The organism is Actinokineospora sp. (genome assembly GCF_052390155.1).
Classification (GTDB): Bacteria; Actinomycetota; Actinomycetes; order Mycobacteriales; family Pseudonocardiaceae; genus Actinokineospora.
The window spans coordinates 1-20,275 of record NZ_JBQTHF010000037.1 but is presented as its reverse complement, the minus strand read 5'-3'; the positions used below and the strand labels follow the sequence as shown (position 1 = coordinate 20,275).

Here is a 20,275-nt window from a genome sequence, read left to right as displayed (position 1 = left end):
CCATGGCCGAGCCGATCGACGCCGTGCTGGCGGAGGCCGCGCAGTTGACCGCCGAGGGCAGGCCCGAGGCCGCGATCACCCTGCTGCGCCCCGTCCTGGTCGCGCATCCCGACCATTCGGGCGCCTGGTGCAGGCTGGCCGCCGCGCTGCTCGACGCGGGCGAGCCGGAACTCTGCCTGAACGCGGCCAAGCGCGCGATCACCCTGGGCGAGCGCTCCTGGGCGCATCGCCTCGCCAGCCTCGCGCTGACCGAACTCGGCAGGCACGACGAGGCCGCGGTGTCCGCGCGCGAGGCCACCCGACGCGACCCGGACGACTGGCGTGGGCACGTCGCGCTCGCCGAGGCGCTCGGGCCGGTGTCGCCGCAAGAGGCGCTCGACGCCGCGCTGCGCGCCGTGCAGACCGCGCCCGACGAGGCCCGCGTGCACGAGGTGCTCGGCGGCGCGGCGGCCAGGGCGCGGGAGTTTCCGCTGGCCAAGCGCGCGTACTCGGACGCCCTGCGGCTCGACCCCGGCAACCCGCTGGTGCGTGCCGAACTGGGCAAGCTCGCCGGGGTCCGATCCGCCAGTCGCGGCCGCGCCGAGCCCGCGTTCGGCCGTGCGCAGCGGATCTCGCTGTGGCTGGTGCTGCGGCGGTGCTCGGGCTGGCTCGCGGTGGGCTCGTTCGTCCTCATGATCGCCGGGCTGCCGCGGCCGAGTCCGCTGCTGGTCTGGTTCGCGCTCGCGCTGCTGCTGACCGTGCTGGGCATGGCGGCCACGGCCGTGCTCGCCATGCCCAGGGAATCCCGGCCGCCGCCGCGCCTGCTGGCCCGTCGCGAACCGCTGCTGACCACCACGGCCGCGCTGTTGGTGCTGGGGGAGGTGCTGCTCGCGGTGTGGACAGTGGCGCTGGCTCTGGGGGCGCGCGGAATGCAGCTGCTGACTCCCGCGCTGATCTTCGCCCTCGCCTCGGCGGTGCTGGGCTGGTACGGCCTATGGCGGATGCGAGTACCGGCCCGTTAGGGTGTGCCTTCACTCCAACGGGGGAATCGATCGGTGGTCGGGCGCCGGTCCGGGGTGGTCCAGACTGTCGCTCGCTAGGGGAAGATCATGCGCGGTTTGAGTGGTTTCCTGATGGTGATCGGGTTCGGCTCCGTGCTGCTCGGTTTCACCGACTTCCAGTTCACGATCGTCTCGTGGGCCGAGCCGTGGCAGCCCGCCGCGGGCCTGGCGATCGGCGGCGTCGGTGTGCTGATCGCCGTGCTCTTGGTGGCGTTCCAGAAGAACCCCGCCGAGTCGGCCGCGCCGCAGCAGGTCGCCGGTCAGCCCGGCTACCCGCAGTCGCCGCCGCAGGGCTATCCACAGCAGGGATACCCGCAACAGGGTTACCCCCAGCAGGGTCTCCCGCCGCAGGGCTATCCGCAGCACGGCTATCCCCAGCAGCCGCAGGGTTACGGTCCGCCGCCCGGCTACCAGCAGCCGTTCACCCCGCAGCCCGGCTACCCGCCGCCCGGCCAGCAGTACCCGCCGCAGAACTTGGGTCCGCGGGGCTGACCTCGCCCGCGGGTGGTGCCAGACTCGGCGTCCTGACAACCCGCGACGGTGAGGACGACGATGGCTGGTCAGCACGCCGGTTACCAGAACGAGATCTACCTGCAGGGCCTGGCCGACCACGTGCCGCCGTTCACCACCGACCCGACGCGGCTGGAGGACGTGGCGCGGGACCGGATGGAGCCCGGGCCGTTCGGCTACGTCTCGGGCGGCGCCGGGTCCGGCGACACCGTGCTCGCCAACCGCGCGGCGTTCGCCCGCCGGCGCATCGTGCCGCGCATGCTGACCGACGCCACGACCCGCGACCTGTCGGTGACCGTGCTCGGCACGCCGATGCCCGCGCCCGTGCTGCTCGCGCCGGTCGGCGTCCAGTCGATCGTGCACCCTGACGGCGAACTCGCCACCGCCCGCGCCGCCGCCGCGCTGGGCGTCCCGATGGTGCTGTCCACCGCGTCGTCGTACTCGCTGGAGGACGTCGCCGAGGCGAACGGCGACGGGCCGCGGTGGTTCCAGCTCTACTGGCCGAACGAGCCGGAGGTGTGCGCGAGCCTGCTGGAGCGCGCCAAGCGGGCCGGGTACAGCACGCTCGCGGTCACCCTGGACACGTGGACGCTCGCGTGGCGCCCGCGTGACCTCGACCAGGCGTACCTGCCGTTCCTGCGCGCGACCGGCGTGGCCAACGCGTTCACCGACCCCGCTTTTCTTGCCGGGCTGGCGAAATCGCCGCAGGAGGACCAGCCGATGGCGGTGCTGCGCTGGGTGTCGATGTTCACCGGCACCGACAAGCGCTGGGACCAACTGCCGTTCCTGCGCGAACACTGGGACGGCCCGATCGTCCTCAAAGGAATCCAACACCCCGACGACGCCCGCCGCGCCGCCGACGCGGGCATGGACGGCGTCGTCGTCTCCAACCACGGCGGCCGCCAGGTCGACGGCGCGATCGCGGCACTCGACGCGCTGCCGGAGATCGCCGCCGCGGTGGGCGACCGGCTGACGGTGCTGTTCGACTCCGGCGTGCGGACCGGCGCCGATGTGCTGAAGGCACTCGCCCTCGGCGCGTCGGCCGTCCTTTTGGGACGGCCGTACGTGTACGGAATGGCACTGGGCGGCGAAACCGGCATCCGCCACGTCGTGCGCGGCGTGTTGGCCGATCTCGACCTGACACTGGGCCTTTCGGGGCACCGCACGATCGCCGACGTCGGCCCGGACTCGCTCCGCCACGTCTGACCACCGCGGCACGAGGTTGTCCACACCCACCTGAACCATCCACAGAAATCCGCGCCCACCCCGCCAACCCCCGATGGCCGATAGACTGGAGCAGGGCAGCCCCCCGAGGTGGGTGGGGGTTTGCCTCGGTCTCCATTCGGGTGCCTGCTTGGCGGGGATCGTTGTTCCGATGGCTGATAGCGCGGTGATGCCGCCCTGACGTGCTATTTGGCGTCGGCGTAACAGTCCACTGTGGTCGCTTCCAGTGGGAAACGGACCGGGGTGTCGCCGAACACCAGGTCGCTCGCTTCCCGTGCGGCGGCGGTGATCTCCGCGGACACCGTGGCCGCCAGCGCTTGCGGGCAGTGCACCAACACCTCGTCGTGCTGGAAGAAGACGATCTGCGCCGACGTCGCGGCGAGGGTGCGGCGCAGGGTGGCCAGCATGGTCAGCGCCCAGTCGGCCGCACTGGCCTGCACGACGAAGTTGCGGGTGAACCGGCCCCAGTCCCGCGCGGCCTGGCGGCTGCGGCGCTCGGCCTGCTCGGTGTCGGTGTCCGAGGTCAGCTCGCGCCAGGACTCGCTCGGCGGCGGGCTGGTGCGGCCGAGTCGCGAGCGGACCACGCGGCCGTCCTCGCCCGCGCGGGCAGCCTGCTCGACATACTCCACCGCCTGGGGAAAACGCTTACGCAGCACCGCGAGCAGCGGCCCGGCCGCGCCGCTGGTGCCGCCGTACATCGCCGACAGCATGGCGATCTTCGCCCGGCCGCGGTCGCCGTCGAAGGCGTCGGCGGCGAGGCTGGTGTAGAGGTCGGCGGACGCGGACACCTCGGCGAACCGGCGGTCGCCGGACAGGGCGCCGAGCACGCGCGGCTCCAACTGCGACGCGTCGGCCACCACCAGCGCCCAGCCCGGATCGGCCCGCACCGCGGTGCGCAGCGCGCGCGGCAGTTGCAGCGCCGCCCCGCCCCGGGTCGCCCAGCGGCCCGAGACCACGCCGCCGACGACGTACTCCGGCCGAAACCGTCCACTGTGGACCCAACTGTCCAGCCAGGACCAGCCGTGCGCGACGTAGAGCCTGGCCAGTTCCTTGTATTCCAGCAGCGGCGCCACCGCCGGGTGATCGAGTTCCTTGAGCACCCACGCCCGCGCCGACGGGATCTCGATGCCCTCCCGCGCGAACGCCCGCACGATGCCCGGCGGGTGGTCCGGGTTCACCGACCGCCCGGAGAACGCGGCGGTGATGCGCTCGGCGAGCACCGCGAGCTTCGTCGGACGCGCCCCCGGCGCGGGCCGCGGGCCCAGCAGGTCGGTCAACAACGCCGTGTGCACGTCGGCCCGCCAGGGCAGGCCGTGATGGGTCATCTCGGCCGCCGCCAGCGCCCCGGCCGACTCGGCGGCGACCAGCAGGCGCAGCCGGTCCGGGTGCGCGGTGGCCGCGAGCCGCCGCTCCTGGTCGGCCAGCACCGCGACCGCGGCGTCGAGCGGGTCGGCCCCGGCAGGCGCGGTGCCGCGGTCGGCCTCGAACAGCGTTGGCTGCTCGCCGCGGACCAGCGGCCGCGGATCGGGCGGCTCGGCCAGGCCGCGGGTGCGCGCCCAGGCCGCGCCGAGGTTGCGCGGGCGCCGCGGCTGCTCCTCGAAAGCCAGCAGGATGCCCTCGGCCAGCGCGAGATCGTGGCACCGGCCCAGCCGTACGCCCGCGTGCAGCAGCGCCGGGTACAGCTCGTCGGCCGCGGGCAGCACCCAGCGCGGCGCCTCGCGCGCCTCCACCTCGGCCATCCAGGCGGCCAGGTTCGCGATCCGCACCGGCTCGCCGGGCGCGTCGAGCACCCGCGCCCGACCGGCTCCCTCGTTCTCCGGCACCACCACGACCCGCACACCCCGCATTCTGCGCCATGGCACCGACAGGGTGCGGCCATCACCGACTCGCCAGTAGGTTCTGGGGGACGGCGGCAGCCACGGGAGGTTCCAGGTGACCGAGTACCTGACGCGCGTGCGGGACCTGGTGGTGCTGGTGCCGACCGCGGTCCGCAGTGTCGACGTGCTGTGGCGCGCGGGTCTGGTCCCGCTGACCCGCCCCGACCACGTGCTCCGCTCGATGGTCGCGGTCCGCAGGCTCGGCCCCATCGCGGGCGCCGCCCAGGTCGCCGCGACCCGCGACCACCGCGCCGTCGGCCTGGTGGACGAACTCGGCCCACTCACCTTCCACCAGCTCGACAGCCGATCGAACGCGCTGGCCAGGGCCCTGCGGGAGCGGGGAATCACCGAGCGGTCGGTGATCGCGCTGCTCGCCAGGGACCATCGGGGCGCGGTCGAGACCATGCTCGCCGCGGGCAAGATCGGCGCCCGGCTGCTGCTGATGAACACCGGCTTCGCCGCGCCGCAGCTCGTCGACGTCGCCGAGCGCGAGGAGGTCACCGCGGTCGTGCACGACCAGGAGTTCACCGGCCTGGTCGACGCGCTGCCCGCCGACCTGGCGCGGTTCGTCGCGTGGGTGGACGACATCCCCGCCCGCGCGCCCACGTTGGAGGAGTTGATCGCCTGCACCGACGACCGGTCGGTGCCCGCGCCGCGCGAGCCCGGCGGGATGGTGCTGCTCACCAGCGGCACCACCGGCACGCCCAAGGGCGCGCCCCGCCAGGTGCGCTCGCCGCTGGCGGCCGCGCAATTCCTCGACCGGGTGCCGCTGCGCTCGGGGGAGTGCACCGTGCTGGCCGCGCCGCTGTTCCACGGCACCGGGCTGTCCCAGTTCATCATCACCTTCGCGCTCGGCTCGACCGTGGTGCTGCGCCGCCGGTTCGACCCCGAGGCCACCCTCGCCGCCATCCAGGACAACCGGGCCACCGCGCTCGTCGTGGTGCCGACGATGCTCCAGCGCATCCTCGACCTCGGGCCGGAAACCCTGTCCCGCTACGACACCGGCTCGCTGCGCATCGTGTTCAGCGCGGGATCGGCGCTCTCCCCCGAACTCGGCAACCGCGCGACCCGCGCGTTCGGCGAGGTGGTCCACAACCTCTACGGCTCCACCGAGGTCGCCGTGGCCACCGTCGCGACCCCGGACGACTGGCGGGCCGCGCCGGGCACCGTGGGCAAGGCGCCGGTCGGCTGCCGGGTGCTGCTCTACGACGACGCCGGGGCGCCGGTCACCGAGCCGGGCGTCGTCGGGCGGGTGTTCGTCGGCAGCGGTCTGAGCTTCGCGGGCTACACCGACGGCAGGCACAAGGAGGTCATCGACGGTCTGCTGTCCAGCGGCGACCTGGGCCACTTCGACGCCGATGGCAGGCTGTTCATCGACGGCCGCGACGACGACATGATCGTCTCCGGCGGGGAGAACGTCTTCCCGGCCGAGATCGAGAACCTGCTCGTGGCCTACCCGGGGGTGATCGAGGCCGCGGTGATCGGTGTGCCGGACCCGGACTTCGGCCAACGGCTCAAGGCGTACGTGGTCGTCGCGCCCGGCGCCGAGGTCGGCGAGGACGAGCTGCGCGACCACGTCAAGGCGAACCTCGCGCGGTTCAAGGTGCCCCGCGAGGTGGTGTTCCTCGACGAGTTGCCGCGCAACGCCACCGGCAAACTGGTGCGCGGTCGACTCGCCGAACTCGGCTGACCGTTATCACGACGATTCGTCCGCACGCAAGCCGCAAGAGTCGGAGATACCGAGGACAAATCGGTCCGGCGATCTCGAAAATGCGCTGAAATGAATCAGATTTCACCTTTGGTGGTCAATTTCCCGGAAATGCGGACAAAATCCGCGTGCAGTGCTGTTGAGCTGCGGAAACACCCTTTCTGGCCAGGTTGGGAGTAGGTAAGACGTTGTTTCGATACTGGTGCTGATGGGGTAGAGTATTTACTCTGATTGGGCTAGTTCTGGCAACTGGCAACCATTGCTACCGGCCGGTCACTTCGCGTTGCATAATCCGCAGAATTGACCGGCTAAATGGAAGGTATTCCATGACAACGAGGCGCGAAGGTCGTCGGGGCCGACTCGCAGTCGGCTTCGCTCTCGTCGGCGCGGTGGCCACGGTCACCGCTCTCGCGGCGGTGCCCGCACAGGCCCAGCAAGGTGAGATCCGGCTCGCGGACAGCGCGAGCGCGGTGGCCGACAGCTACATCGTCGTGCTCAAGGACGGCGCCCGCACCGCGGATGTCAGCAGCCAGGCGAGCGGGCTGGCCGCCCGCTACCGCGGCCAGGTCGGCCGCACCTACGACACGGTGCTCAACGGTTTCTCGGTGACCATGTCCGCGGACAAGGCCCGCGAACTCGCCGCCGACGGCGCGGTTGCCTTCGTGCAGGCGAACCAGCGGTTCTCCATCCGCGACACCCAGCCCAATCCGCCGTCGTGGGGCCTGGACCGGATCGACCAGCGCGACCTGCCCGCCGACGACAGCTACACCTACGCCACCAAGGCGGAGAGCGTGACCGCGTTCGTGGTCGACACCGGCGTCAACGCCGCGCACTCGACCTTCGAGGGCCGCGCCACCGGCGGTTTCGACGCGGTCGACAACGACACTGACCCCGACGACGGCAACGGCCACGGCACGCACGTCGCGGGCACCATCGGCGGCGCCGAGTACGGGGTGGCCAAGGGCGTCAAGATCGTCGCGGTGCGCGTGCTGGACGACAGCGGCAGCGGCACCACCGACGGTGTGGTCGCGGGCATCGAGTGGGTCGCGGAGAACCACAGCGGCCCGTCGGTGGCCAACATGAGCCTCGGCGGCGGCGCGGACGAGGTGCTCGACCAGGCCGTGCGCGGCGCGGTCGAGTCCGGCGTGACCTTCGCCGTGGCCGCGGGCAACTCCTCGGCGGACGCGGGCCTCTCCTCGCCTGCCCGGGTCACCGAGGCGATCACCGTGGCGGCCTCCGACGACGCGGACAGCCAGGCGAGCTTCTCCAACTTCGGTGACGTCGTGGACATCTACGCGCCCGGGGTCGACATCACCTCGGCGTGGATCGGCGGCACCGACGCCACCGACACGATCAGCGGCACCTCGATGGCCTCCCCGCACGTCGCGGGCGCCGTCGCGCTCTACCTGGAGGCCAACCCGGACGCGACCCCGGCGGACGTCGCCGCGGCGATCGTCGAGGCGGCGACTCCCGACAAGATCGAGAACCCGGGTGCCGGTACCCCCAACAAGCTCCTCTTCACCGGCGAGTGACCTGAACGGGCAGTGGCCCTTCGAGACGATCCCGCCTCGAAGGGCCGCTGTCGTATTCGCTCAGGGTTTGGTGATACGCAGGCCCGCGTTGGAGACGATGGCCTTGTTGGTCTCGTCGCCGTCCCGGTAGATGCCCATCTTGAAGTAGTTGGAATCCGAGGCCATGGTGCGGGTCGAGAATTTCGGCACGGCCAGGGCGCCGTTCTGGTGAACCTCGACGAAGCCGGTGCTCGCGCTGTTCGAGAATTTCACGTGCACGACGTAGTCGACCCATTGGCCGCGCACGACCGGACCGATGTTGCGCGAATAGTTGTTGTCCGGCCGATTGCCCGACACTTCGAGGTTGCCGTCCCGGTCGACGCTCACCGCGATCGGCGGCGACCCCGAGCTGGAATGCCACTGCGCGACGATGAACCAGTCGCCGACCGGGTTCTTGAACGTCGAGTCGAACTTGAGGCTGAACTCGTACCAGCGCTCGTCGCCCTCGCGGACGTCGGCGGCGTTCCCGGCTCTCAGCTCGGCTCGCTCGCCGCCGCCGAAGGGCGGGACGTCACCGTCGTTGACGGTGAACTTCGCGGAGTTCGCGAACCGGGGGTGGCCGCCCTGGGCCGGGGTGACGAGGTTGAGACCCGCGTCGCCGGAGAAGCCCGACGCCGGGGAGTTGACGCCCTTTTTCTGGACGTTGCTCCACTGCGCGAAGTTGCCGGTCGAGTAGTCGCCCACGAAGGCCACCTTGGATCCGACCGGAACCCCGCCACCGGGCGGCGTCGTGGTCGGCGGTGTGGTGGTCGGCGGCGTGGTGGTGGACGGCGTGGTGGTGGACGGTGTCGTGGTGGACGGCGGTGCCGTCGTGGTCGAGCTGGGCGGGTTCGTCGGCCTGCCGACGATCGCGTCGACCGCGGCGCTGGGCGCGCTCTCCACGCCGTTCACCGTCGCGGTCACCCAGTACCGATAGGCGTAATTGTCGGCCAATGGGCCACGCCGCGACTGGGACGCGGTGACGCTGTTCAGCCCCTGCGCCGAATCGCGCTCGTAGATTCGATACGACGTCGCGCCGGAAACGTCCTGCCAGTCGAGCTGGATTGTGCGCTGCCCATTGTCGACAGTGGCCGTCAGACCTTGCGGAATGGCGCTGTCGACTGCCTTCTCGGTGCCCAGTGCGGTTCCGCCGACCAGGGCGATTACGCCGATCGCGACCGTCGTCGCCCCAAGTATCAATGCTTTCTTCATGCAACCCCCGAAACTGTGAAAGTTATTCACCGAACCACTGTATTCCCAGTTTGTCCGACACCGCCGATCGGAGCAAGCGAGCGTGTCCGGTTCCTGCCGGCGGCCGAGTCACTGCCGTTCGGCGGCCACGACCACATGGTCGAGCGTGGACAATGCCAACGCGATCAGACCGTCGCGGTCGGTGCGGCCCCGACCGGTCCACTCGATGGTCAGCTCCTCGACGAACGCCCACCACGCCCGGATCGCCAGCTCCACCGTCTCCCGCTGGCCGCACAGGCCGAGCGCCTCGACAATCCGCACGGTCAGCGCGTCCTGGGTGTCGTCGTGGATCTCGCGCACCCAGTCGTCCGGCCCGGCGCGGAACAGACCGATGTACTGGCTGCGGCGGCGGGCGATGAACCCCATGTAGCCCTCGACGATCGTGCGGACCCGCGACTCCGGCGGGTCATCGGCACTCGGCCGGGCCGCGCGCAGCAGCCTGCGGCTCGCCGCGCGCACGACCTCGACGTAGTAGTCGTGCTTGGTGGGGAAGTAGTGGAACAGCAGGCTGCGCGAGATGCCCGCCTCGGCGGCGACCTCGTCCACGGTGATCTGGTGGATCGGGCGCACGGTGAGCATCCGCAGCCCGATGCCGATGAGCTGCCCGCGCCGATCCTCGGCGCTGCGCCGCAAGCGGGTCCGCGACGGTGCGTCGGTCATGCGTCCTCCCGCGGTGTGACGCCGCTGGTGTTGAGCGACGTATAGCGGCCAGGGTAGCTTGTTGAGCACTGCTCAATAGCAACCCGGAGGTACCCCCCGTGGACTTCGCGCACTCCGCCAGAGCGGCCGACTACCTCGCCCGCGTGGCCGAGTTCATCAGCACCGAGATCGACCCGATCGAGCCCGGATACCACCGTGAGCTGGCCACCCTCGACAACCCGTGGGTCACGCTGCCCGTGATCGAGGAACTGAAGGCGAAGGCGCGCGAGCGGGGCCTGTGGAACCTGTTCCTGCCGGACGAGAGGCACGGCGCCGGTCTGTGCAACGTCGAGTACGCGCCGCTGGCGGAGCTGATGGGCCGCTCGGCCATCGCACCGGAGGTCTTCAACTGCAACGCGCCGGACACCGGCAACATGGAGGTGCTGCACCTCTACGGCAGCCCCGCGCAGCAGGAGCGCTGGCTGGCACCGCTGCTGCGCGGGGAGATCCGCTCGGCGTTCTGCATGACCGAGCCGGACGTGGCGTCCTCCGACGCGACGAACATGGTCGCCACCGCCACGGTCAAGGACGACGACATCGTGCTCAACGGCACGAAGTGGTTCTCCACCGGTATCGGCCACCCGAACTGCCGGGTCGCGATCTTCATGGGCCTGACCGACCCGGACGCCGCCAAGCACGCGCGGCACTCGATGGTGCTGGTCCCGCTGGACACCCCCGGGGTCAAGGTCGAGCGGATGCTGCCCGTGTTCGGCCGCCACGAGGAGCCCTTCGGCCACGGCGAGGTCAGCTTCACCGATGTCCGACTGCCGCTCGACGCGGTGATCGCCGGACCCGGCCGCGGCTTCGAGATCGCCCAGGGCCGACTCGGGCCCGGCCGCATCCACCACTGCATGCGGCTCATCGGCCTCGCCGAGAAGGCGCTCGAACTCGCCTGCAAGCGCGCCACCGGGCGAGTCGCCTTCGGCTCGCCGCTGGCGGGTCTCGGCGGCAACCGCGAGCGCATCGCCGACGCGCGCATCGCCATCGAGCAGGCCAGGCTGCTGGTGCTCAACGCCGCGTGGAAGCTCGACACGTTCGGCCTCAAGGGCGCGCTGTCGGAGGTCTCGCAGATCAAGGTCGTGGTGCCGAACATGGCGCTCGGCGTGATCGACATGGCCATCCAGCTCCACGGCGCCGCGGGCATGACCGACGACTTCCCGCTCGCCGCCGCCTTCGCCGGGGCTCGCGCGCTGCGGCTGGCCGACGGCCCGGACGAGGTCCACCAGGGCGTGGTGTCCCGTATCGAGCTGAAGAAGTACGTTTCGTGAGAGGACGTGTTCTGGTCACCGGCGCGGGTTCCGGGCTGGGCAAGGCCATCGCCACCCGCTACGCCGACGCGGGGTGGCGGGTGCTGGTCACCGACATCGACGCGGCCGCCGCCGAGACCGTGGCCAAGGAACTCGACGTCGAGCACCTCGCGCTCGACGTGACCGACGACGAGTCCTGGATCGCCGCACGGGACTGGTGCGAGCGCGAGTGGGGCGGGCTCGACGTGTTGGTCAACAACGCGGGAGTCGGCTCCGGCGGGCGCATCGAGCGCATCCCACTGTCCGATTGGGACTGGATCTGGGAGATCAACGTCAAGGGTGTGGTGCGCGGGTGCCACACCTTCGTGCCGGTGTTCAAGGCGCAGGGCTCGGGGCACCTGGTGAACATCGCGTCGCTGGCCGCGATCATGAACCTGCCCGGCATGGCGTCCTACAACGTCACCAAGGCGGGCGTGCTCGCGCTGTCGGAGACGCTGCGCCACGAGTTGGCGCCCTACGGGATCGGCACGACCGCGGTGTGTCCCGGCTTCTTCCAGACCAACCTCAACGACCGGATGCGCACCCCCGATCCGGCCGCGCTCAAGGTCAGCCAGAAGCTGATGGCCTCGTCCAAGATCACCGCCGAGGACGTCGCGCGGCAGGTGTTCGACGCGGTGGCGGCGAAGCGGTTCCTGCTGCTGACCCACGCCGAGGGCCGCAAGTCCTACCGCTTCAAGCGCCTGCTGCCGCGCGCGTTCGACGCGCAGGTGGCAAAGTACTGGGCCCGGCTGCGGCCCGCGATGGAGAAGGAAACCCGTGACTCGTAAGAACATCCTCATCACCGGCGCCAGTTCGGGGCTCGGCGAGGAGATGGCGCGCCAGTTCGCCGCCAAGGGCCGCAACCTCGCCCTCGCGGCCCGCCGCACGGACCGGCTGGAAGAGTTGCGCGTGGAGTTGGTGCAGGCCAACCCGGGCATCACCGTCGTGGTGCGCGCGCTCGACGTCAACGACCACGACGCGGTGTTCAAGGTCTTCGGCGAGTTCCGCACCGAACTCGGCGACATCGACCGGGTGATCGTCAACGCGGGTCTGGGCAAGGGCCAGTCGATCGGCACCGGCCACTTCCACGCCAACAAGCAGACCGCCGAGACCAACTTCGTCGCCGCGCTGGCCCAGTGCGAGGCCGCGATGGAGATCTTCCGCGCGCGGAACGCCGGTCACCTGGTGGTGATCTCCTCGATGAGCGCCATGCGTGGCATGCCGCGCAACCTGTCCACCTACGCGGCCACCAAGGCCGGGATCGCCGCGCTGGCCGAGGGAATCCGGGCGGACATGCTGGGCAAGCCCATCGAGGTCACCACCATCTACCCGGGCTACATCCGCTCGGAGATGAACTCGACGCTGAAGAAGACCCCGCTGATGGTGGACACCGTGCCCGGCGTGCGGGCCATGGTCAGGGCGATCGAACGCGAGCCCGCCACCGCGTGTGTGCCGGGCTGGCCGTGGTCGGTGGTCGGGTTCGCCATGCGGACCCTGCCGCTGGGCGTCGTGGCCAAGATGTCATGACCGCGCCGCACGACGAACCCCGCGACGTCCGCGCCGAGGACAGCTTCGACACCGTGGCCGTGCACGCCTGGCTCAAGTCCATTGTGGACGGACTGGACGCCGAGCCGTTGGTGCGCCAGTTTCCCGGCGGGGCCTCGAATCTGACCTACCTACTGTCCTACCGGGACCGTGAGCTGATCCTGCGCCGCCCGCCCGCGGGACAGAAGGCGGCGTCGGCGCACGACATGCGGCGCGAGTTCCGGGTGCAGCGGCAGCTCAAGCCGGTGTACCCGTACGTGCCCGCGCTGCTCGGCCTGTGCACGGACGAGTCGGTGCTCGGCTCCGACTTCTACGTGATGGAGCGGATTCCCGGCATCATCCTGCGCCGCGACCTGCCAGCCGGGATGGAGCTGAGCGCGGCGCGGGCCCGCGCGCTGTCCACCGCGCTGATCGACCGGATGGTCGACCTGCACCGGGTCGACCCGGCGGCCGCCGGGCTGACCGACCTCGGCAAGGGCGCGGGCTACGTGGGGCGCCAGGTGCGCGGCTGGTCCGAGCGGTTCCGCGCCGCCCGCACCGACAACGTGCCGGACTTCGCCGAAGTGATGGCCTGGCTGGACACCCACCAGCCCGCCGACGTGGGCACCGTGGTGATCCACAACGACTGGCGCATCGACAACGTGGTGCTCGACGACGACCTCGCCGTCGTCGGCGTGCTCGACTGGGAGATGGCCACCCTCGGCGACCCGCTGATGGACCTCGGCGGCGCCGTCGCCTACTGGATCCAGGCCGACGACGACGAGGTGTTCCTGCGCTCGCGCAGGCAGCCCTCGCACGTGCCGGGCATGCTCACCCGAGCCGAGATAGTCGAGCACTACTGCGACCGGATGGGCCTGCGCCCGGCCAACTGGGCGTTCTACGAGGCGTTCGGGCTGTTCCGGCTCGCGGTGATCCTGCAGCAGATCTACTACCGCTACCACCACGGCCAGACGCACAATCCGGCGTTCAAGGACTTCTGGATGTTCTCCGGCTATCTGGAGTGGCGCTGCCGGGAGGTGATCGGTTCGTGAGCGAGCTTGCGAGCGAACCATGGCACAGGGCGTCCGCGAGCGGACCAATGTCACAGGGCGTCCGCGAGGGGGCGTCGTGAGCGCCATCTATCTGCTCCGGCACGGGCAGGCGTCCTTCGGCTCCGACGACTACGACGTGCTGGCGCCCGCGGGAGAGTTGCAGGCCAAGGTGCTGGGGGAGGAACTGCGCGGCCGCGGGCTCACTCCCGCCCAGGCGTGGTCGGGCACGCTGTCGCGGCAGCGGGCCACCGCGTCGGTCACCCTGGCCGCCGCCGGGTTCGACCTGCCCTGTCAGACCGACCCGCGCTGGGACGAGTACGACTTCCTCGCCATCGTCGAGCAGTTCACCGCGCCGGATGCGGTGGCGGCGGCGACCCCCCGCGACTTCCAGGCCCTGCTCGACAGCGCCCTGCACCACTGGGTGGCGGGCGATCCGGCGGGCGCGGTGGGCACGTACGCCGACTTCGCCGCGGGCGCCGTCGCCGCGCTGGCCGAGGTGGGCGCTGGGCTCGGGTCCGGCGGCACGGGCGTCGTGTTCACCTCCGGCGGCGTGATCTCGGCGATCTGCGCCCGGCTGCTCGGCCTGCCCGCCGCGGGCTTCGTCACCCTCAACCGGGTGATGGTCAACGCGGCGGTGACGAAGGTCGTGCACGGCCGATCGGGCGCTTCCCTCGTATCGTTCAACGAGCACGGTCATTTCGAGGGGGCGAACCGAGACCTGCTGACCTACCGATAGGGGTGCGCGGATGCGGCGTCCGAAGATCGACCCGGTCGTGTGGCGGGCGCCCAGGGCGGGGCTTCGGCCGTCGCCGTCGCTGCCGCCGCTCACCGTGCGGCAGGTGACCGGTTCCGGCGCAGAGGACGTGCTGGTCGACGAGCGCGGCAACGTGTTCACCGGGGTGGCCGACGGCCGCATTCTGCGGCTCACCCCGGACGGGCGGCGGCTCGACACCATCGCCGACACCGGCGGACGCCCGCTCGGGCTGGAGCTGTACCCGGACGGGCGGCTGCTGGTGTGCGACGCGGGCCGCGGCCTGCTGCTGGTCGACCGCGCGCACGGCGTCGTCGAGGTGCTCGTGCCCGCCGGACCCGGTCTGCGGGTGTGCAACAACGCCGCCGTCGCCGCCGACGGCACGGTGTACTTCTCCGACTCCAGCAGCCGCTTCGACCTGGAGTTCTGGAAGGCCGACCTGCTGGAGCACACCGGCACCGGCAGGCTGCTGCGGCGCGCGCCGGACGGCACCGTCGACACCCTGCTCGGCGACCTGCAGTTCGCCAACGGGGTCGCGCTCGCGCCGGACGAGTCGTGCGTGGTGGTCGCCGAGATGTGGGAGTACCGGCTGCACCGCGTGTGGCTCACCGGGGAGCGCGCGGGCACCTCCGACGTGCTCGCCGACAACCTGCCCGGCTTCCCGGACAACATCGCCACCGGCTCCGACGGCTTGATCTGGATCGCCATGGCCAACCCGCGCGACCCGCTGCTGGACCTGCTGCTGCGGCTGCCGCCCGTGTTCCGGCGGGCGGTGTGGGCGCTGCCGCCGAAGCTGCAGCCCGCCGAGAAGCGGGTCGTGTGGACCCGCGCGATCGACGCCGCGACCGGCGCGACCGTGCATGACTTCTTCGGCACCTCGCCCGACTTCCACCTGGTGACCGGCGTGCGCGAGCACCACGGCACGGTCTACCTCGGGAGCCTGGAGGAGGGCGCGATCGCGTTCTTCGAGCTGCCGTAACCCGATCGGGCAACGCGATTCGCCCGTTGTGGTGCATCTGGCGGGTCCGACCCGCCCGCCGGGGCACGCTGGGAACCGAACCGTGATCCCGGGAGACCCGCCATGCGTCGCTTCGCCGTCGTCTGCCTTGCCGCTGTCCTCGCGGCGACCACCACCGCCGTGCCCGCCGCCGCGGGCCCGCCCCGGGTGGTCGGCGGCACGCCCGCGGTCCAGGGTGCCTACCCGTGGATGGTGCGGCTGTCCATGGGCTGCGGGGGCTCTCTGCTGACCGACGAGGTCGTGCTCACGGCCGCGCACTGCGTCGGCGGCACCGGCCCGAACACCCGGATCACCGCGACCATCGGCGTGGTCGACCTGCGTGACCCCGCCGCGGTCGTCGTCCAGTCGACCTACGTCCACCGCGCGCCGGAGTACGAGGGGGTGACCAGGGGCAACGACTGGGCGCTGATCAAGCTCGCCCGCCCGGTCGCGCTGCCGCCGGTCCGGCTCAACCCCGTGCCGGTCGAGGGCGGCGAGCTGCTGATCATGGGCTGGGGCGCGGCCGCCGAGGGCGGCGAGGCGCAGCGGTACCTGCTCGAAGCCCGGGTGCCGTTCGTCGACGACCTGACCTGCGCCGATCGCTACGGCAGAGCAGGCTACCCGTTCGTGCCCAGCGCGATGGTGTGCGCGGGCCTGGTGGACGTGGGCGGGGTGGACACCTGCCAGGGCGACTCCGGCGGCCCGCTGCTGCGCGCCGACGCGAGCGGCACGCCGCGCCAGGTCGGCATCGTGAGCTGGGGAGTCGGCTGCGCGCGGCCCGAATACCCCGGTGTCTACACCGAGATCGCCGCCTACGCGGACGCGATCACGACCGCCGTGAACGCACTGCCTCGGCCGTAGCTATTACCTGAAGTAACATCTACCCGCCGGCCCCGGGGTGCAGGGGTCTCCGGGGCCGGCGCAGACGGTGGATCTGTGACGTATCCCTCAGCGCGCGCGATGGCCTGGCAAGTCTGACAGTTCGGACAACGAGGCGACGATCGGCCGCTTGGTGTCCGCCCCGCCCGACTGGTTTGCTTACCCGGAGCGGCGCCAATACCCCCTGCTGGCGCCGTCATCGATCCTGGAGGCAGCACATGACCGCGACCGTCGAGGGCAACGGATCGCAGGTGGACCAAGCGGCGCCGAAACCGATGTTCGGCGCGCCACGGGCCGCGTGGCCGCAGTTCGGCACCTATCTGTTCATCCTCGGGCCGTTCCTGGCCCTGATCGCCGCCGTCCCGTTCGCCTGGGGCTGGGGGCTGGGCTGGGTCGACATCGGGCTGGCCGTGTTCTTCTACACCGCCACCTGCCTCGGCGTGACCGTCGGCTTCCACCGCTACTTCACCCACGGCGCCTTCAAGGCCACCCGCGCGATGCGCGTCGGTCTCGCCATCGTGGGCAGCATGGCGCTGCAGGGCCCGATCCTGCACTGGGTCGCCGACCACCGCAGGCACCACGCCTTCGCCGACCGCGACGGCGACCCGCACTCGCCGTGGGCGTTCGGCACCTCGCCGATCGCGCTGGTCCGCGGGTTCTGGCACGCGCACATGGGCTGGGTGTTCGACCGCACGCTCACCAACGCCGAGCGGTTCGCCCCGGACATGGTGGCCGACGAGGACATCACCCGCATCGACAAGCAGTTCGGCCTGTGGACCGCGATCACCCTGCTCGCGCCCGCGCTGCTCGGCGGCCTGCTCACCTGGTCGTGGTGGGGCGCGGTCACCGCGTTCTTCTGGGCCGGTCTGGTGCGGGTCTCGTTCCTGCACCACGTCACCTGGTCGGTCAACTCGATCTGCCACATGGTCGGCAACCGCCCGTTCAAGTCCCGCGACAAGGCCACCAACTTCTGGCCGCTGGCGGTGCTGTCGATGGGCGAGGCGTGGCACAACCTGCACCACGCCGACCCGACCTGCGCCCGGCACGGTGTGCAGCGGGGCCAGATCGACGTCTCCGCCAGGATGATCTGGCTCTTCGAGCGGTTCGGCTGGGTCAGCGAGGTCCGGTGGCCGACGCCGCAGCGGCTCGCCAAGCTGAGCGTGAAATAGCCAAATAGGGTGGGGCCATGTCTGCCCGCGCCGCCACCGCCCACCGCACCGACCGCGCCGAACTGCTGGAGTTCTTGCGCGCGCGCAAGAACTGCGTGCTGATCACGACCCGCGCCGACGGGAGCCCGCAGGTCTCGCCGGTCGTCTACGGCGTGGACGGCGAGGGCCGCGTCGTGGTGGCCACGTATCCAGAGCGCGCCAAGGCGCACAACGCCCGGCACCGCCCGCGGGTGTCGCTGTGCGCCCTCTCCGCGGACTGGGACGGGCCGTACGTCCAGGTCGACGGCCGCGCCGAGGTGCTCGACCTGCCCGCGGCCATGGAGCCGCTGGTGGCGTACTTCCGCGGCATCGCGGGCGAGCACTCCGACTGGGCCGAGTACCGCGCGGCGATGGTGCGCCAGGGCAAGTGCCTGATCCGGGTCACCGTCGAGCGGTGGGGCCCGATCGCGACCGGCGGCTTCCCCGCCCGACTGGTGGACTAGACCACCGCCCACGGGCCCGAAAGCCGCCTGCGGGTACGGGAATTGCGACATTCGGGTCAGCGATGTAGCGGTCGGTAACGCAGTGCTCCATTCGGTCGATCGACAGGACATGTCGGTTGAACTGAGGGATCTGGCCTGGGCGCGGGTCACGATCGAGTGCGCCGCGCCCGCGGACACCTGGGACCCCCGCGGCGACGACCGCGACCCGGGACTCCCGCTGGACGGGTGCTCGCGGTCGCCGATCCGCGACGAGCACTAGCTTTCCCGCACCGTGGGCGGCAAACGCCCCGGATGCCCGCGGAATTCACTGAATGCGACGCATTCCGCGGTGGGGTCGACTGGCCGTCGAAGGCGCACAATGGGTCCGTTATAGTCCGCAACTCAAGGCGCGGCGAGCCGCCGCGCATTCCCCCCGCCTTGCCGCGCGCAGGCTACAACCGCGAGTCGGAGGCCGCTTGTGAGCGCGCTGGAGGTGACGACCCGGCGGACCCGGTCCGCCGTCGTGGTCGTCGCCGTCGGACGAATCGACCTGCTGACCGAGGGCCCGTGGCGCAGGCAGGTCGAGGACGCGTGCGCCGAGGACACGCTCAAGGGCATGCTCGTGGTGGACCTGATGATGGTCACCTTTCTCAGCGTGGGCACGGCGCCGCTGCTGTTGCGGGCGCACTACCACTGCCTGCACCGCGGCCGCGTCCTGCGGGTCGCCGTCCCGCCGGGACCCGTGCTGGGGACCCTGCAATTGACCGGCGTGTCCGACCAGGTGGCGCTGTTCCGCGACGTGTCCCAGGCGCTGGCGCCCGTGGTGCGGTCGTCGTGGTGAACCCCCCATCATCGCCCCATTCGCGTCGCTCGGCGCCGAAATGCATCCCAACGGGGTACTTGGGCGGTTGGCGGCATTCCGCCGCGCCTGCCGGGCCACGAGCGCGCCACGCGGTTCTTTCGGGTGTATTTGCGGTCGTTGGGGCAGATTGAGCCATTCGTGAGGAGTTTGTCCCCCGTCGGTCACAGCAATGCCCGAAGGTTTGGCCAGCGTGACCACGAACGGCCGGTTATCACGCGGTCGTGTACCCCGATCGCGGGAATCGAGCGCGGACCGCGTCGTCAGGGCCGTTGCACGCGCCGTGATCCTGTGGTGACGGCCAGTTCGAGCTGGTAGCGGTTGGAGCGCTGGAAGAGTCCAACCCGGAGAGGAACCCTCGATGAACCGTCACCTCGCTCGGATCGTGGCCTCGGTCACGGCCGTGAGTGTGCTGTCGCTGGTGGGCGCCGGTTTGGCGTCGGCCGCCACGGCCACTCTCGTGCCACCAGGAACGCCCGTCGCCCAATCGGTCGAGAAGCTGAAGGCGTTCCACACCGAGATCGACACCGCCCTGCGCGACCACGACGCCAAGACGCTCCTCGATTCCGTCACCCGACTGCGCCCCGCCCTCACCGAGGTCAAGGGGATCGCCCGCACGCAGGAGACCATCCACCTGGTCGACGAGGCCGACGACACGGCCCAGCAGATCCAGGCCGCGCTGCCGCTGCCCGGCCTGCCCGACCCGGTCCAGGCCGTCACCGGTCTGGTCGGCTCGCTGCTGGCCCTGCTGCAGGGCCTGATCGGCAGCCTGCTCGGCAGCCTCCCGATTCCGATTCCGCTGCCGCTGCCGCTGCCCGGTGCGGGCGCACCCGCCCCGGGCGCCGCGCCGGTGCCGGGCCTGCCGCCGCTGCCGGTGCCGCTCCCGCTGCCCGGCGCCGGTGCACCTGCCCCGGGCGCCGCTCCGCTGCCGGTGCCGCTGCCGATCCCGCCGGTCCCGGGTGTGCCGGAGGTGCCGGGCGTTCCCGTGCCGGAGGTGCCCGCGCCGGGTCTGCCGGTGCCGGGTCTGCCTGTTCCGCTGCCGACCCCGGCGCCGTAGTCGGATCGGATCACGCCAGGAGGTGGCCTCCGTCCGTCGAGGCCACCTCCTGGCGTGTCGGCCTGTTCCAGGCCGATGCCGAGCGCGCCGCCCGGCCGGACGAACGCCTGGGCTGCCGCGACTTCGCCGACCTGACCGAGGCGGACTGGTTTCGGCGGAAGACCAAGCCCCGCCGACCCAGCGGTCACCCGCCGCAGATGACCCGGAACTCACCACGGCGTGCGGGAGGGCTGTCGGGACACGTGATCGGGTGTTGGCAGGTTCGTCCGTTTGGGGTCTTGGTGTCGGGGCTGTCAGCGGGGATGCTGTGAGGCGTTGTCTGGGGTCGTGTGGTGTCGGGGGGCGCGCGCGAATCGCTGGGGGGATCCACCGTCGTGTTAT

General features: G+C 71.3%; 21 protein-coding genes. 18 read left to right on the top strand and 3 right to left on the bottom strand.

Going from position 1 to position 20,275, the window contains the following annotated elements:
• Positions 1–2: 2 nt before the first annotated feature.
• The 3 genes from ACT4N7_RS14430 to ACT4N7_RS14420 all read left to right on the top strand — a co-directional run bounded on the left by ACT4N7_RS14430 (position 3) and on the right by ACT4N7_RS14420 (position 2,756).
• Positions 3–1,001, top strand: coding sequence for a tetratricopeptide repeat protein (locus ACT4N7_RS14430; protein ID WP_444829218.1), 999 nt, complete (start codon positions 3–5; stop codon positions 999–1,001).
• Positions 1,002–1,088: 87 nt separating this feature from the next.
• Positions 1,089–1,532, top strand: coding sequence for a hypothetical protein (locus ACT4N7_RS14425; protein ID WP_444829217.1), 444 nt, complete (start codon positions 1,089–1,091; stop codon positions 1,530–1,532).
• A gap of 60 nt (positions 1,533–1,592) precedes the next feature.
• Positions 1,593–2,756 carry a lactate 2-monooxygenase gene (locus ACT4N7_RS14420; protein ID WP_444829216.1) on the top strand — a complete coding sequence of 388 codons (1,164 nt, stop codon included), beginning with the start codon at positions 1,593–1,595 and terminating at the stop codon, positions 2,754–2,756.
• A gap of 203 nt (positions 2,757–2,959) precedes the next feature.
• Here the strand turns inward: ACT4N7_RS14420 and ACT4N7_RS14415 are convergent, their stop codons facing one another.
• Positions 2,960–4,612, bottom strand: coding sequence for a bifunctional 3'-5' exonuclease/DNA polymerase (locus ACT4N7_RS14415; RefSeq protein ID WP_444829215.1), 1,653 nt, complete (start codon positions 4,610–4,612; stop codon positions 2,960–2,962).
• Positions 4,613–4,706: 94 nt separating this feature from the next.
• Here ACT4N7_RS14415 and ACT4N7_RS14410 point away from each other — a divergent pair, with 94 nt between their 5' ends.
• Positions 4,707–6,341: an acyl-CoA synthetase gene (locus ACT4N7_RS14410; RefSeq protein ID WP_444829214.1), complete on the top strand. Its 1,635-nt coding sequence runs from the start codon at positions 4,707–4,709 to the stop codon at positions 6,339–6,341.
• Between the two features lie 344 nt (positions 6,342–6,685).
• Positions 6,686–7,891 carry a S8 family peptidase gene (locus tag ACT4N7_RS14405; RefSeq protein WP_444829213.1) on the top strand — a complete coding sequence of 402 codons (1,206 nt, stop codon included), beginning with the start codon at positions 6,686–6,688 and terminating at the stop codon, positions 7,889–7,891.
• Between the two features lie 60 nt (positions 7,892–7,951).
• Here the strand turns inward: ACT4N7_RS14405 and ACT4N7_RS14400 are convergent, their stop codons facing one another.
• A complete protein-coding gene (locus tag ACT4N7_RS14400) occupies positions 7,952–8,614 on the bottom strand; it encodes a polysaccharide lyase (RefSeq protein ID WP_444829212.1) in 663 nt (220 codons plus the stop codon).
• A gap of 10 nt (positions 8,615–8,624) precedes the next feature.
• Between ACT4N7_RS14400 and ACT4N7_RS14395 the strand changes: the two genes are divergently transcribed.
• Complete coding sequence (locus ACT4N7_RS14395; protein WP_444829211.1) at positions 8,625–8,846, top strand: hypothetical protein; 222 nt, start codon at positions 8,625–8,627, stop codon at positions 8,844–8,846.
• A 383-nt stretch (positions 8,847–9,229) separates the two neighbouring features.
• Here ACT4N7_RS14395 and ACT4N7_RS14390 read toward each other — a convergent pair whose 3' ends face one another.
• Entirely contained in the window at positions 9,230–9,820 is a 591-nt protein-coding gene (locus tag ACT4N7_RS14390; RefSeq protein ID WP_444829210.1) for a TetR/AcrR family transcriptional regulator, read from the bottom strand.
• A gap of 98 nt (positions 9,821–9,918) precedes the next feature.
• On the opposite strand from ACT4N7_RS14390, the gene ACT4N7_RS14385 reads away from it, so the two are divergent.
• The 12 genes from ACT4N7_RS14385 (at position 9,919) to ACT4N7_RS14330 (ending at position 19,894) form a co-directional block, all read left to right on the top strand.
• Positions 9,919–11,127, top strand: a complete 1,209-nt coding sequence (locus ACT4N7_RS14385; RefSeq protein WP_444829209.1) for an acyl-CoA dehydrogenase family protein — start codon at positions 9,919–9,921, stop codon at positions 11,125–11,127.
• Positions 11,124–11,933 (top strand): SDR family oxidoreductase, encoded by an 810-nt coding sequence (locus tag ACT4N7_RS14380; RefSeq protein WP_444829208.1) that lies wholly within the window; start codon positions 11,124–11,126, stop codon positions 11,931–11,933. The genes ACT4N7_RS14385 and ACT4N7_RS14380 overlap by 4 nt, the downstream gene beginning before the upstream one ends.
• Positions 11,923–12,672 (top strand): SDR family oxidoreductase, encoded by a 750-nt coding sequence (locus ACT4N7_RS14375; RefSeq protein WP_444829207.1) that lies wholly within the window; start codon positions 11,923–11,925, stop codon positions 12,670–12,672. The genes ACT4N7_RS14380 and ACT4N7_RS14375 overlap by 11 nt, the downstream gene beginning before the upstream one ends.
• A complete protein-coding gene (locus tag ACT4N7_RS14370; protein ID WP_444829206.1) occupies positions 12,669–13,721 on the top strand; it encodes a phosphotransferase family protein in 1,053 nt (350 codons plus the stop codon). The genes ACT4N7_RS14375 and ACT4N7_RS14370 overlap by 4 nt, the downstream gene beginning before the upstream one ends.
• A 76-nt stretch (positions 13,722–13,797) precedes the next feature.
• A complete protein-coding gene (locus tag ACT4N7_RS14365; RefSeq protein ID WP_444829205.1) occupies positions 13,798–14,457 on the top strand; it encodes a histidine phosphatase family protein in 660 nt (219 codons plus the stop codon).
• A gap of 10 nt (positions 14,458–14,467) precedes the next feature.
• Positions 14,468–15,451, top strand: coding sequence for an SMP-30/gluconolactonase/LRE family protein (locus ACT4N7_RS14360; RefSeq protein ID WP_444829204.1), 984 nt, complete (start codon positions 14,468–14,470; stop codon positions 15,449–15,451).
• Positions 15,452–15,553: 102 nt separating this feature from the next.
• Positions 15,554–16,330 (top strand): S1 family peptidase, encoded by a 777-nt coding sequence (locus tag ACT4N7_RS14355; protein ID WP_444829203.1) that lies wholly within the window; start codon positions 15,554–15,556, stop codon positions 16,328–16,330.
• Between the two features lie 236 nt (positions 16,331–16,566).
• Positions 16,567–17,517, top strand: a complete 951-nt coding sequence (locus ACT4N7_RS14350; RefSeq protein WP_444829202.1) for an acyl-CoA desaturase — start codon at positions 16,567–16,569, stop codon at positions 17,515–17,517.
• Positions 17,518–17,534: 17 nt separating this feature from the next.
• On the top strand, positions 17,535–17,999 hold the full coding sequence (locus ACT4N7_RS14345) for a PPOX class F420-dependent oxidoreductase (RefSeq protein WP_444829201.1): 465 nt from the start codon (positions 17,535–17,537) through the stop codon (positions 17,997–17,999).
• Between the two features lie 109 nt (positions 18,000–18,108).
• Positions 18,109–18,258 carry a hypothetical protein gene (locus tag ACT4N7_RS14340; RefSeq protein WP_444829200.1) on the top strand — a complete coding sequence of 50 codons (150 nt, stop codon included), beginning with the start codon at positions 18,109–18,111 and terminating at the stop codon, positions 18,256–18,258.
• 198 nt (positions 18,259–18,456) lie between these two features.
• Entirely contained in the window at positions 18,457–18,819 is a 363-nt protein-coding gene (locus tag ACT4N7_RS14335; RefSeq protein ID WP_444829199.1) for an STAS domain-containing protein, read from the top strand.
• Positions 18,820–19,198: 379 nt separating this feature from the next.
• Complete coding sequence (locus ACT4N7_RS14330) at positions 19,199–19,894, top strand: hypothetical protein (RefSeq protein ID WP_444829198.1); 696 nt, start codon at positions 19,199–19,201, stop codon at positions 19,892–19,894.
• The last annotated feature ends 381 nt before the right edge of the window (positions 19,895–20,275 follow it).

Coding starts and splice junctions, on each gene's coding strand:
- ACT4N7_RS14430 (WP_444829218.1), top strand. CDS start 3: ATGGCCGAGCCGATCGACGCCGTGCTGGCGGAGGCCGCGCAGTTGACC.
- ACT4N7_RS14425 (WP_444829217.1), top strand. CDS start 1,089: ATGCGCGGTTTGAGTGGTTTCCTGATGGTGATCGGGTTCGGCTCCGTG.
- ACT4N7_RS14420 (WP_444829216.1), top strand. CDS start 1,593: ATGGCTGGTCAGCACGCCGGTTACCAGAACGAGATCTACCTGCAGGGC.
- ACT4N7_RS14405 (WP_444829213.1), top strand. CDS start 6,686: ATGACAACGAGGCGCGAAGGTCGTCGGGGCCGACTCGCAGTCGGCTTC.
- ACT4N7_RS14390 (WP_444829210.1), bottom strand. CDS start 9,820: ATGACCGACGCACCGTCGCGGACCCGCTTGCGGCGCAGCGCCGAGGAT.
- ACT4N7_RS14370 (WP_444829206.1), top strand. CDS start 12,669: ATGACCGCGCCGCACGACGAACCCCGCGACGTCCGCGCCGAGGACAGC.
- ACT4N7_RS14360 (WP_444829204.1), top strand. CDS start 14,468: ATGCGGCGTCCGAAGATCGACCCGGTCGTGTGGCGGGCGCCCAGGGCG.
- ACT4N7_RS14355 (WP_444829203.1), top strand. CDS start 15,554: ATGCGTCGCTTCGCCGTCGTCTGCCTTGCCGCTGTCCTCGCGGCGACC.
- ACT4N7_RS14350 (WP_444829202.1), top strand. CDS start 16,567: ATGACCGCGACCGTCGAGGGCAACGGATCGCAGGTGGACCAAGCGGCG.
- ACT4N7_RS14345 (WP_444829201.1), top strand. CDS start 17,535: ATGTCTGCCCGCGCCGCCACCGCCCACCGCACCGACCGCGCCGAACTG.
- ACT4N7_RS14340 (WP_444829200.1), top strand. CDS start 18,109: ATGTCGGTTGAACTGAGGGATCTGGCCTGGGCGCGGGTCACGATCGAG.
- ACT4N7_RS14330 (WP_444829198.1), top strand. CDS start 19,199: ATGAACCGTCACCTCGCTCGGATCGTGGCCTCGGTCACGGCCGTGAGT.